General features: G+C 35.6%; 12 protein-coding genes and 1 pseudogene. 3 read left to right on the forward strand and 10 right to left on the reverse strand.

Annotated elements, in window-relative coordinates; translation table 11 throughout:
* Positions 1–232 precede the first annotated feature (232 nt).
* The 10 genes and pseudogenes from purT to tsaE all read right to left on the reverse strand — a co-directional run bounded on the left by purT (position 233) and on the right by tsaE (position 10,874).
* The gene (gene purT / locus J3U36_RS04940; protein WP_267379454.1) at positions 233–1,414 is read right to left on the reverse strand and encodes a formate-dependent phosphoribosylglycinamide formyltransferase; all 1,182 of its coding nucleotides are present in this window, start codon (positions 1,412–1,414) and stop codon (positions 233–235) included.
* Positions 1,415–1,489: 75 nt separating this feature from the next.
* Positions 1,490–2,788, reverse strand: a complete 1,299-nt coding sequence (locus J3U36_RS04945) for an adenylosuccinate synthase (protein WP_267351187.1) — start codon at positions 2,786–2,788, stop codon at positions 1,490–1,492.
* An 18-nt stretch (positions 2,789–2,806) separates the two neighbouring features.
* Positions 2,807–3,754 (reverse strand): protease modulator HflC, encoded by a 948-nt coding sequence (gene hflC, locus J3U36_RS04950; protein ID WP_267351185.1) that lies wholly within the window; start codon positions 3,752–3,754, stop codon positions 2,807–2,809.
* A gap of 10 nt (positions 3,755–3,764) precedes the next feature.
* Positions 3,765–4,967, reverse strand: a complete 1,203-nt coding sequence (gene hflK, locus J3U36_RS04955) for an FtsH protease activity modulator HflK (protein WP_267360542.1) — start codon at positions 4,965–4,967, stop codon at positions 3,765–3,767.
* Between the two features lie 23 nt (positions 4,968–4,990).
* Complete coding sequence (gene hflX, locus J3U36_RS04960) at positions 4,991–6,286, reverse strand: ribosome rescue GTPase HflX (RefSeq protein WP_267360540.1); 1,296 nt, start codon at positions 6,284–6,286, stop codon at positions 4,991–4,993.
* A gap of 21 nt (positions 6,287–6,307) precedes the next feature.
* Positions 6,308–6,553 (reverse strand): RNA chaperone Hfq, encoded by a 246-nt coding sequence (hfq, locus tag J3U36_RS04965; protein WP_220216206.1) that lies wholly within the window; start codon positions 6,551–6,553, stop codon positions 6,308–6,310.
* Positions 6,554–6,845: 292 nt separating this feature from the next.
* A complete protein-coding gene (miaA, locus tag J3U36_RS04970) occupies positions 6,846–7,754 on the reverse strand; it encodes a tRNA (adenosine(37)-N6)-dimethylallyltransferase MiaA (protein WP_267379460.1) in 909 nt (302 codons plus the stop codon).
* Positions 7,751–9,622 (reverse strand): DNA mismatch repair endonuclease MutL, encoded by a 1,872-nt coding sequence (mutL, locus tag J3U36_RS04975; RefSeq protein ID WP_267351179.1) that lies wholly within the window; start codon positions 9,620–9,622, stop codon positions 7,751–7,753. Before mutL ends, miaA begins: the two co-directional genes overlap by 4 nt.
* A gap of 20 nt (positions 9,623–9,642) precedes the next feature.
* Positions 9,643–10,347 (reverse strand): annotated as a pseudogene (locus tag J3U36_RS04980) (N-acetylmuramoyl-L-alanine amidase); the annotation flags it as partial.
* Between the two features lie 41 nt (positions 10,348–10,388).
* Positions 10,389–10,874 carry a tRNA (adenosine(37)-N6)-threonylcarbamoyltransferase complex ATPase subunit type 1 TsaE gene (tsaE, locus tag J3U36_RS04985; RefSeq protein WP_267379466.1) on the reverse strand — a complete coding sequence of 162 codons (486 nt, stop codon included), beginning with the start codon at positions 10,872–10,874 and terminating at the stop codon, positions 10,389–10,391.
* Between the two features lie 132 nt (positions 10,875–11,006).
* Here tsaE and tusB point away from each other — a divergent pair, with 132 nt between their 5' ends.
* The 3 genes from tusB (at position 11,007) to J3U36_RS05000 (ending at position 13,097) form a co-directional block, all read left to right on the forward strand.
* Positions 11,007–11,288 carry a sulfurtransferase complex subunit TusB gene (tusB, locus tag J3U36_RS04990; protein ID WP_065558459.1) on the forward strand — a complete coding sequence of 94 codons (282 nt, stop codon included), beginning with the start codon at positions 11,007–11,009 and terminating at the stop codon, positions 11,286–11,288.
* A 134-nt stretch (positions 11,289–11,422) separates the two neighbouring features.
* Positions 11,423–11,986 (forward strand): Sua5/YciO/YrdC/YwlC family protein, encoded by a 564-nt coding sequence (locus J3U36_RS04995; protein ID WP_267379469.1) that lies wholly within the window; start codon positions 11,423–11,425, stop codon positions 11,984–11,986.
* Between the two features lie 4 nt (positions 11,987–11,990).
* Positions 11,991–13,097 carry an anhydro-N-acetylmuramic acid kinase gene (locus J3U36_RS05000; RefSeq protein ID WP_267379472.1) on the forward strand — a complete coding sequence of 369 codons (1,107 nt, stop codon included), beginning with the start codon at positions 11,991–11,993 and terminating at the stop codon, positions 13,095–13,097.
* Positions 13,098–13,102 lie beyond the last annotated feature (5 nt).

Below are 13,102 nucleotides of genomic sequence, written 5' to 3' on the forward strand. Positions count from 1 at the left end.
AATTTTTTGAGTCCGTAGACTTTATTCTTTCGTCTCGCAAGTGCCCACACAGATTGTCTGTTTCTTCTTTTTAAAGAGCTGACAGCTTTTTTTACCTCATCAAGTTTTGTTGATTTAGTTTGCTGTCTCAAGGGTTGCGTATGTTACTCACTTCACTTGATGTCGTCAACCCTTATTTTTGTTTTTTTATTATTTTTGGGTTGAGTGATTGCTTTTTATTCAAAACAAGGCGTTATAGTATAAATTTTATCTGATTTGTAACCTGTTTAGCTTTATCTATCGCATCGTTTATATTATTTGCTCTTGCTAATGCAACCCCCATTCTTCTTACCCCTTTAACCTCAGGTTTACCAAACAGACGTAAATCGGTCTGTTCAACGCGTAGTGCTTGGGCTAAATGAATAAAAGAAACTTGATTTGAGTCACCTTCTACCATTATTACAGCGGACGCACTCGCCCCATATTGTTCAATCGTTGGAATAGGCAACCCTAAGATAGCTCTTGCATGTAACGAAAATTCGGAAAGATTTTGTGATATTAAAGTCACCATTCCGGTATCATGAGGACGAGGTGAAACTTCACTAAACCATACTTGATCACCTTTTACAAATAACTCAACCCCAAATAACCCTCTACCTCCTAGCGCTTCCGTTATTTTTGATGCAATCTCTTTTGACAAATTTAGCGCTTGGTCAGACATGTGTTGTGGTTGCCAGGATTCACGATAATCACCATTTTCTTGTCGATGTCCAATCGGTTCACAATAAGATACGCCATCAATATGTCTTACTGTTAATAAGGTAATTTCATAATCAAAATCGATAAAACCCTCAATAATGACTTTACCACTGCCTGCTCGCCCACCTTCTTGAGCATATCGCCATGCAGATTCTAGGTCACTATTATTTTGTAAAAAAGATTGTCCTTTACCAGATGAACTCATCACAGGTTTAACCAAACAAGGAAAACCAATTTCATTAACAGCTTTTTCAAACTCTATAAAATTTGTCGCAAATCGATAAGGAGAAGTCGGTAATTTTAATTTTTCAGCGGCTAAACGACGAATCCCTTCTCGATCCATCGTTAATTGCGTTGCTTTTGCGGTAGGGATAACAGTAAAACCTTGTTGTTCTAATTCTACTAATGTATCTGTTGCAATGGCTTCAATTTCTGGCACGATATAATCTGGTTTTTCTTTTTCAATTACGCTTTTTAGCTCATGACCATTTAACATGTCGATAATATAGTAACGATGCGCAACTTGCATTGCAGGTGCGTTAGCATAACGATCAACGGCAATCACCTCACAACCAAACCGCTGTAATTCAATAACAACCTCTTTAGCCAATTCGCCTGCACCACAAATTAAGACTTTTGTCGCCGTTACCGATAATGGCGTTCCTATTTTAGACATACTTTCCTCAACCACAATTATTTATTTGCAGAAACAAAAAATCGGGATAATTTCCCGATTTTGATTAATTTATTATTAGGCTTGGTATGGATCACGTAGAATCATCGTTTCACTTCGATCAGGACCAGTTGAAATAATATCAATTGGCGTCTCGGTTAATTCTTCAATCCTTTTAATATAAGCTTTTGCTGCTTGTGGCAAAGCATCATAGCTTTTAATACCAAAAGTTGACTCGCTCCAACCAGACATGGACTCATAAACAGGTTTAACTAAGCTCCACTCTTCAGCCGAAGCTGGGGCGTTTTTAATCACATCGCCATTAGGTAATTGGTAACCCACACAGATTTTAACTTCTTTTAATCCGTCTAATACATCAAGTTTAGTTAAACAGAAACCTGAAACTGAATTAAGTTGCACTGCTTTTCTAACAGCGACCGCATCAAGCCATCCTGTACGGCGACGGCGTCCTGTTGTAGCACCAAATTCATTCCCTTGTTTACAAAGATATTCGCCAACTTCATCGAAAAGTTCTGTTGGAAAAGGGCCCGCGCCAACACGAGTAGAATAAGCTTTTACAATTCCCAAAACATAACCGACATAACGAGGTCCGAAACCAGAACCCGTTGCTACCCCACCAGCAGTAGTATTTGATGAAGTCACAAAAGGGTAAGTACCATGATCAATATCAAGTAATGTACCTTGTGCACCTTCAAACATAATTCTTTCGCCTTTTTTGCGAGCTTCTTCTAGTAGTGCAGGAATATCAGCTATCATGGCAATTAAAATATCAGCAATCGCTAATGTATCATTTAGCACTTTTTGGTAGTCAACCGCTTCTGCTTTGTAATAGTTGACTAATTGGAAGTTGTGATATTCCATCACTTCTTTCAATTTTTCTGCAAATGCTTGGCGATCACGTAAATCACCTACACGAAGACCACGACGAGCTACTTTATCTTCATATGCCGGACCAATCCCACGACCTGTTGTCCCAATCGCTTTACTACCACGGGCTTTTTCACGAGCTTGATCCAGTGCAATATGATAAGGCAAAATCAAAGGACATGATTCTGAAATGAGTAATCTTTCTTTGACCGGAATACCTTTATTTTCTAACTCTTTCATCTCTTTCATTAAAGCATCAGGACAAAGTACAACTCCATTGGCAATGATACTAATAACATCATTACGTAATATTCCTGAAGGAATAAGATGTAATACTGTTTTCTCACCATTAATGACTAATGTATGTCCTGCATTATGTCCACCTTGATAACGGACAACATATTTTGCTTTTTCTGTGAGTAAATCAACAACTTTACCTTTGCCTTCATCACCCCATTGTGTTCCTAACACAACAACATTATTACTCATAGACTTTTACTCATTCTGTTAGTTATTAGATTTTAATTTCATGTATTGAAAAAATTCACTATCTGGACTAATGACCATTACATCATTACCAGAAAAACTTTGTTCATAAGCTTTTAAACTTCGAATAAAACTAAAAAATTCTCTGTCTTTACCAAAAGCATCCGCATAAAGTTTAGCTGCAATGGCATCACCTTCACCACGAATCGCACGTGATTGACGTTCAGCTTCCGAAAGTATTTTTGTTTCTTGTAATGTCGCTTCTGCTCGAGTCTCTTCGGCTTTTCTTACACCTTCAAAACGTTTATCTCGTGCAATAACTTCACGTTCAGCTCGCATTCTGGCATAGATAGAGCCTGAAACTTCAGCAGGAAAGTTAATTTGCTTAATTCGCACATCGATAACTTCAACACCAAATGCACGTAAGCTTGTTTTATTACTTTCTATTTCTTTATGTTCATCCGATGATACATTTTCAGTTACTTCTTGAACACCGCCATTTAGCGCATCTTTAACGCGATTCATCAAAGAATTACGAGATTGTGTATCCGCATTAGAATCATTGATAATATCTTTATTACTTAATTTACCAATCTCAGCACGTAAACGACCGTTTAGTCTTGCTAATAATAAGTCTTCGACATTATTACCACCAGCGACTGTTTCATAATAACGATTGAAATCAATAATTTTCCATTGCACAAAATAGTCGACGATTAATTCTTTCTTTTGCACATTAAAAAATCGTTGTTCTTTATTGTTATTAGAGCTATTAGTCGTTTGAATTTTAGCATCAATTACTTTAACTGTATCCATGCCCGGGATTTTAAAATGTAAACCAGGTTCAGATAATCCAATGATTTTATTGAATCTTAAAACAACACCACGTGTACCTTCTTCAATAACATAAACGCTTGAAATATATACACCAATTAATATTAAAACTATAGGAATTAATAATTTTCTCATATTTTTCTCCTTAACGTCCCATAGTTCGCGTAGTATTTCTTACGCTGTTTGAGTTATTACTGCTGTTATTTGTTTTTGGTGATTCAGATGCCGTTTGAGACTGATTTTTTACAGCTTCAGAAGACACATTAAAATTATAATCACTCGTGATACTTGATGATGTTGGTGAATTAGAATTTGTCATTTCTTTATTTTGAAATAACTTTTCTAATGGTAATACCATAATGTTACCACTTTTATCATTAACAATAACTTTATTAGTTTTGGTTAATACTCTTTCCATAGTTTCAATATACAAACGTTCTTTAGTGATTTCAGGTGCTGCTTTATATTGAGGTAGGATTTTTTCAAAGCGTGCAACATCACCCGCAGCTTCAAGTTCAACACGTACTTTATAAGCATTAGCATCGGCCAAAATTCTCGCTGAGCGACCTTCTGCTTGTTGTACGATTTGGACTTTATCTGCTTCAGCCTTTTTAATTTCACGCTCACTATCACCTTGAGCACGGATAGCATCATCATAAGCATCTTGAACTTCATCTGGTGGACGCGCTACCTGAAAGTTCAAATCAACAATATTTATACCCATATCATAATGCGTAATCACATTGACCAATTCATCTTTAGTACTACTTTCAAGTACAGAGCGTCCATCAGAAATAATTGCGTCAATATTTGAACTACCGACAGCGGTTCTAAGTGCACTATCAGCCGCTTGTCGCAGACTATCTTCTACATTTGTGACATTAAATAAATATTTTAAAGGATTATTAATACGATATTGTACGTTCATCTCAACAAACACTAGGTTTTCACCTGTCGTGACGATAAATCCTTTTACATTGAAATTTTTAGTACCTTGAGTATCAACAGGATAAACTTTGTCTACTAATGGTATTCTCCAATTTAATCCGGGTTGAATAATTTCAGGTTGTACTTGACCAAAACGAGTAATTACACCACGTTGGCTTTGATTTATGGTGTAAAAACCACTTGCCCCCCAGATAAGGAGTAAAATGATAAGTATGACAACAATAATGACACTTAGCGGGAATTTATTAGCCGAAGATCCGCCATTATTGCCTGAATTACCTTTTTTTAAGAGGTCATTAATTTTATCAAAAAAACCGCCAGGTAAGTTAGATGGTTTTTTGTTATTATTACCCCATGGATCGTTATCTTGTCCGTTATTACCGGGCTGATTCCACGCCATATTTTATTTGCTCCATTAAACAATTAGTTGTTATTTTGCGTATTGATAAAGTATAACAGATCTGGCTCTTGTTTACACAAACGGTTCCATTCAATTGCAGGCATTCTTACATCTAAATGGAAGCTACCATCACTATTAATTACTTCGTGTTCAACTGCATTTAGCTGATATAAACGGCTTCTTAGTTTTGCTAAATGAATTGGTAAGTTTAATTGGCAAACTTGAATTTGCCTAGCAAGTCTTTCTGTTAATGCCGTAAATAAGAGATCTAATCCTAAACCATTTTCAGCAGAAATCCAAACACGAATTGGTACACCATTTGAATCACGATCAATACTTGGCTGTTTATCTTCGATTAAATCAATTTTATTCATGACTAATAGTGTTGGAATTTCATCAGCGTCTATTTCCAACAAAACCTCTTCAACCGCTTGCATGTTATCTAAAAAGTTGGGATCAGCGGCATCAACAATGTGTAATAATAAGGCTGCTTCTTGAGTTTCAAGCAAGGTTGCTTTAAATGCAGCAATAAGATCATGCGGTAAATGGCGTATAAAACCAACCGTGTCAGCCAGCACGACTTCGCCTACATCATCAACAACTATTCGGCGTAAAGTTGGATCAAGTGTTGCAAATAACTGATCTGCGGCATAGACATCCGCTTGTGTTAATGCGTTAAACAGTGTTGATTTACCGGCATTAGTATAACCCACTAAAGATACAGTCGGAATATCTGCTTTATTTCGAGATTGTCTGTTTTGATTGCGCTGTTTTTCAACTTTGGCAAGTTTAGATAAGATTAATTGAATACGATGACGAATTAATCGCCTATCGGTTTCTAATTGAGTTTCGCCTGGGCCTCTTAACCCAATTCCCCCTTTTTGTCGCTCAAGATGAGTCCAACCACGAACTAAACGTGTTGATAAATACTGTAATTGAGCTAATTCAACTTGTAATTTTCCTTCATGGGTTCTTGCACGTTGTGCAAAAATATCAAGAATCAATCCAGTTCTATCGATAACACGACATTCACACAATTTTTCGAGGTTTCGTTCTTGGGTAGGCGTTAGGGTATGATTGACTAAAATAACAGAGGCATCTAATTCTTTCACTTTTTCAGCGATTTCAATAGCTTTACCTTCGCCAATAAAATATTTGGCTTGAGGCGCCTTTCTTGAAGTTGTCACGATATCGAGAATATCTATCTGAGCTGAAGAAACTAATATTTCAAACTCTTTAAGATCCTCAATATCGCTTTCTTGGGGAAAGAACACATGCACTAATAAGGCGGATTCACCACCTTTATATCGTTCAAACAATCGAACTCTCCACTGAAATTATCAGCTTTCAGTTTCCTCTTCAGGCTGAGATACCAATCCTGAAATAGGTCTTGATGGTACGACTGTTGAAATAGCATGTTTGTAAACCATTTGGCTTACCGTATTCTTTAATAAAATAACAAATTGATCGAATGATTCAATTTGACCTTGTAATTTGATCCCATTGACTAAATAAATTGAGACAGGAATATGCTCGCGACGAAGCAAATTTAAATAAGGATCTTGTAATGACTGCCCTTTTGACATGAGTTTATCCTTTATAGATGAAATAATAATGAAGATAAAATAATTGTAAACGCAAAAAATAATATTTAATGCGACATAAGATACTTCTGTATTATCAAAATAACATAAAAAGCATCGCTATAAAACTAACGAAAAGCGATTAATGCACAAATAACTAAAATTTTAATGTATTTAAACTAAAAAATACAAAAATTATACCGAATCTTGACAATTATCCAAAAAATTTTAAGAAAATGCAATTTTCTATTTTAACTTAAAAGGTTAAAAAAGAAAATTAAAACAATTGACATCATTATATATTTTGGAAAACAGAATCCATATTATCCCCATTTAACCATGTGATTGGTTGCTTCCAGCCCCTTAGCCAGGTAATCTGTCTTTTCGCTAATTGCCGTGTGGCACAAATCCCTTTAAAGACCATTTCATCATAACTTATTTCACCACTTAAATATTCCCACATTTGACGATAACCGACACAACGTATAGAAGGTAAATTTGAATGTAAATCTCCACGTTCCATTAATCGTTTAACTTCATCTTCAAAGCCAAGTTCTAACATATGTAAAAAACGTTGTTCAATACGTTGATGCAACTCCGCTCTATCTGGTGGCATAATGGCAAATTGCATAATATCGTAAGGTAATAGTTCACCACTATGTTGTGTCAATTCAGTTAAACTTTTTCCGGAAATTAAATAAACTTCCAAAGCACGATTAAGACGCTGTGGATCATTAGGATGAATTCTACTTGCCGAAACAGGATCGACTTTTTTTAACTCTTCGTGAATTGACTGCCAACCATATTTATTGGCTTTTTCTTCAATTTGCTGACGTATTTCACTATTCGCTGCTGGCAGAGGTGAAAGTCCCTCAATTAAAGCTTTGAAATAGAGCATTGTTCCCCCCACTAATAGTGGAATTCGACCATTATTCAAGGTGTTTTCAATTGCTGAAATCGCATCAGACCGAAAATTTGCAGCAGAATAACTTTCAGACGGATCACAGATATCAATTAATTTATGAGGGTATATTTGTAATTCCGATTGTGTTGGTTTTGCTGTGCCAATATTCATCCCACGATAAATAAGCGCAGAATCCACACTAATTATATCAATAGGATAACGATCATAAAGTGCCATAGCAAAGGCAGTTTTACCTGATGCAGTTGGCCCCATTAACGAAATAATTTTTGGTTTACTCATAATAAAATTGATTGCGTAATAGTTTGAATATCAATAGGGTATAAAAACGTTTCTTGATTTAATAGTTTAATATCTATCTGTTCTAATTGAGCAAGCAATTGAATTACGTTAGCGACACTCCAACTGACCATACTGTTATCTTCGCATTCAATAGCTAACCAACTAGCAATTTGAGTAGGATCGATAGTTGTATTTTCAGCAGATAAAAAAGAAATTAAAGCAGGTAATAACTGTTGCCAATTTGTCGTACGTAACATTTTAGGAACGTTTTGCAAATGTAATTTTGCTTTTTCAAAATAAAAATCAAAGCCTAAAAAGGTTAATTGTGCTTTATAGTGCGTAAGAACTTGCTCTTCTTTGCGATTAATTAAAATTGTTAATGGAATCAGTAATTTTTCAGATTCTTGCGATAATAATTTAATCGCATTCACTTTTTGCTTTGCAACAGGTAGCTTCATTAACATTAGTTTTTGCTCACTGTCTTCATATTTTTCCAGTAATGCAATATCAGGTTGAATAACAGTTAAAACTCGACCAAATTGGACTAATGATGAACTATCAAATTGGTGTTGTAATGATGACTGTAAAGGCGTTGTTCGTTTCGGGAATAAAGTTTCAATCACCGCTTTTTGTGGTTCAGTAATGTGATGATCCTGTGGTAAATCAATCTGTTGTTTTTGCTCTTGATTCTGACGGTTTTGCTGAGCATCAACATTAACAAGTTGTCCGTACAGCGCATTATTTTCTTTTACATTATTGGTTATCTTTTGAGGAAATGGCTTATTCGTAGAATAAGGTAACGGGTTGGTTTGTCGATTGAAAATATTATCACCCGCCGCTTGTCTATTCGGTGTAAAAGCGATTTTAGTTTGGTTATCTTCTAAAGGTAATGTGGATTCAACTGACGACTCCAGTGCCATAACAATAGCTTGATAAACAAAATCATGAACAAGTCTAGCCTCATGAAAACGAACTTCATGTTTAGCTGGATGAACATTGACATCAACTTGCTTTGGATCAAGCTGTAAAAAAACAACATAACTTTGTTGTTCGTTCGTTCGGTTTACATAAGCTTGTCGTAAAGCATGATTGAGTAATTTATCTTTAATTACGCGCCCATTAACATAAAAATATTGTAGATCGCTAACTTCATTACTAGCAACCCATCCTTGAATCAACAAATCATCATGTTGCCAATCTAACTTTACTGCTTTTTGAATGAAAGCACGACCACACACTGATTCAACGCGCTTATCTAACTCAGATGCACGATATTGTTTAACTAATTTACCATTATGTTGCAAGTTAAATGTCACATCAGGACGCGCCAACGCAATACGTCTGATAAACTCTTCAATATGCATAAATTCCGTTTTTTCGGTTTTCAAAAAGCGACGTCTAGCAGGTGTATTATAAAAAAGATCCAACACTTCAACTGTTGAACCAACTGGATGTGCTGCAGGTTTAATGGTGGGGGACATATCACGACCTTCAGCATAAACTTGCCAGGCTTCAGATTGTTCCGCAGTACGAGAAGTTAACGTTAATCGAGAAACTGAACTGATACTAGCAAGCGCTTCTCCTCTAAATCCCAGACTTACAATCGCCTCCAAGTCATCTAAAGTATTAATTTTACTTGTTGCATGACGAGCTAACGCTAAGGCTAATTCACTCTTATTAATTCCACAACCATTATCTCGAACGCGGATTAATTTACATCCACCCTGTTCCAAATCAATATCAATTTGCGTACTACCAGCATCTAAACTATTTTCAATTAATTCTTTAATAACCGATGCCGGACGCTCTACCACTTCGCCAGCTGCAATTTGATTTGCTAACTGAGGTGATAGAATATGAATAGCCATTAGTGTCTTTCTCCAAACTTAGGATTTTGCTTTACATAATTTTTTATACCTAGATAAATTGCTTTGGCAATTTTATCTTGATGCGCACTACTACCAATTAATTTTTCTTCCCCAACATTTGATATAAAACCAACTTCAATTAAAATTGATGGAATATCTGGGGATCGCAATACACCTAAACTTGCATGCTCAGGTTTATTTTTATGCAATTTGATTGTACCGTTCATCGCTTTTAACACTTGGGTCGCTAACTCATAGCCTACACGTTGTGAATAAGAAAATTGCAAATCGAGTACCGCTTGACTTAAATGAGCATCATGACCATCGCTCAGTGCATCGCCTGCGCCACCTAATAATTGTGACTGTTTTTCCTCTTGCTCAATCCAACGCCCAAGTTCAGTATCAGCTCGCTTAGTTGATAATACCCACACTGAAGCACCAGTAGCACTACGATTCGGCGCTGCATCAGCATGGATTGATATAAGCAAATTAGCTTTACTATTACGCGCAATCTCTGAACGTTTGGATACCGAAATAAAATTATCACTGGTTCGAGTTAATACACCTTTAAATTTTGGATCGTTATTGAGTAAAGTTGTCAGTTTTTTAGCAATAGAAAGGGTTACGGTCTTTTCATATAATCTATTTTTACCTATCGCACCTGAATCTTTGCCACCATGTCCTGCATCAACAGCAATCACCACTTTAGCAGCATAAGCAGAACTGCAAAGCAACAATAACATCACAAAAGTAAATAATTTTTTCATCATGTATTCGCTAAGTGTAGTTGATTAATAATAGCTTGACCTTTTTCCGTTTTTGCCAATAAAGTCGCTGTGCGTTCAAGTTTTAAATAGTTTAAATGAACTTCGATATCTGCAATTGGCAAAATACCTTGTGCTTGCTGTGGCCACTCTATTAAAGAAATAGATCGCGAAGCAAAATATTCACGAATCCCCATAAACTCAAGTTCTTCTGGATCATAAAGCCTATATAAGTCGAAATGATAAACTGAAAAATCATCAAATTGATATGATTCTACTAAGGTATAAGTTGGACTTTTTACATTACCAACATGCCCTAATTGTTGTAAAAAACCACGACTAAATGTTGTTTTTCCAGCACCAAGCTCACCAATTAAATAAATGACTATTGTACTATTATTATTCAATAAATAACTTAAACACTGCTTTGCTAACTGCTTTCCAAAGAAGATGGTTTGTTGTTCGTCGGCTAAAATAATAGGTTTCATAACGGATATTTTGCTTAATAAATAGTTGTTATTATATACTAATAACCTTTAAAGATGTACTAACCAAAATTAACTCAATTTTTGAGTAAATTTTAACTTTAATATCATGTGTTGACATAATAAGTGAAAAACATGCTACATACTATTTCAACGGATAACCAATCAATAATCGATCCACAACTTATCTGTGCCCAAGATGCGGTCTTATTTTGGCAAAATGGCGTATTTGTTGCGTTACAAAATACTCCTGTTCTTAATGCTATTTTAGAAAAAACTCAACATTGTTATATTTTAGATAATGATATAACAGCGCGTGGACTTGATCCGTTTATTGATAAAAGATTGCATATCATTAATATGCAACAGATGGTTGAATTAACCGTTCAATATTTTCCTCAAATGAATTGGCAATAATCAAGTAACCTTGTTAACTTTGATTTTTACTTCCTGTATCAACAATATTTCACAATAGACAGAGCCAATTTGCAATTCAATACACCTCGGTTTAATATGATTTTCATATCCTATAATTCTATATCCAACTGTAAATGGTAAATTTATTATCAATAAAAGAAATTGATGACTTGCTAAAAAAAGGCGAAGTTGTTGCTTATCCAACCGAATCCGTTTTTGGATTAGGATGTGATCCTGATTGTCAAACCGCAGTAATGAAACTGCTTGATTTAAAACGCCGTCCCATTGAAAAAGGTTTAATTCTCATTGCCAGCCATTATGATCAACTTATTCCTTACATCGATGAGTCAGCCTTGACCTATCAACAAAAACAGTTAGCTCTTACCAGTTGGCCAGGTGCGGTTACTTGGATTTTTCCTAAGAATAAAAATACCCCACAATTTTTAACCGGACAATTTGATTCGATTGCAGTACGTGTTACTGATCATCCATTGGTATGTACATTATGCAACCTATTTGGTAAACCTTTAGTTTCAACAAGTGCGAATCTTTCAAATTATCCGCCTTGTTTTACCGCAAACGAAGTTGCATTACAATTTGGTGAACAGTTTCCTATTTTACAAGGTGAAACCGGACACAGGGCTTCACCTTCTGAAATTAGGGATATAAAAACCGGCCAAATCATACGACAAGGTTAGTATTATGCACAATTTATATATTGGTATTATGTCAGGTACCAGCATGGATGGGGTAGATATTGCTTTAGTTGATATTACCGCAGGAAAAGTTAAATCAATAGCCAGCAAATGTTATTCGCTGCCAGATGATATTAAACAACAATTACTGACCCTTTGTGAAACCAAACAGACTTCATTACAAGATTTAGGTGAACTGGATCATCAGTTAGGCTTAGTTTATGCCCATCATGTGAATCAATTTTTAACACACCATAAAATAGAACGTAATAAAATTAAAGCAATTGGATGTCATGGACAAACTATTTACCATTCACCATTAGGTGCAAACCCTTTTACGATGCAAATTGGCGATGCCAATATCATTGCCGCCCTAACAGGCATTACTACCATCGCTGATTTTAGACGAAAAGATATTGCTTATGGTGGACAAGGCGCACCTTTAGTGCCTGCTTTTCATAAATCACAACTTGAAAATCCATCAATTAATCGTGTGATATTAAATATTGGTGGAATAAGCAATATCACGGTACTTATTCCACATCAGCCCGTCATCGGTTACGATACCGGACCGGGTAATGTATTGCTTGACGGTTGGATAAAGGCTTGTCTTGGTAAAAATTATGATAACGATGCTAAATGGGCAAAAACAGGAAAAATGGATACCAAACTTCTCACTAAATTATTAAATGAAGATTATTTTCAATTACCCGCCCCTAAAAGCACAGGACGAGAACTGTTTAACCTATCTTGGTTACGTCAAAAATTGACAGGTATCACATTAAAATCTGAAGATATTCAAGCAACACTGGTTGAATTGACTGCATTATCTATCGTGCAAGAAATAATAAAATTATCCATTAATACAGAATTGCCATGTGAACTTTTAGTCTGTGGTGGAGGCGCAAAAAATCCACTTATCATGCAAAGACTATCTGCGTTATTGCCTAATTGGAACGTGTTAACTACTAGTGAAAAAGGAATAAACAGTGATGATATGGAAGCAATAGCATTCGCTTGGCTTGCCTATTGTCGACTTAATAATATTCCGTCGAATATTCCAGAAGTGACTGGTGCAAACCAAGCTGTATCTTTAGGGGTGATTTATCAGTAACAATA

This window comes from Gilliamella sp. B3817, from assembly GCF_026536705.1.
Lineage (GTDB): Bacteria > Pseudomonadota > Gammaproteobacteria > Enterobacterales > Orbaceae > Gilliamella > Gilliamella apicola_I.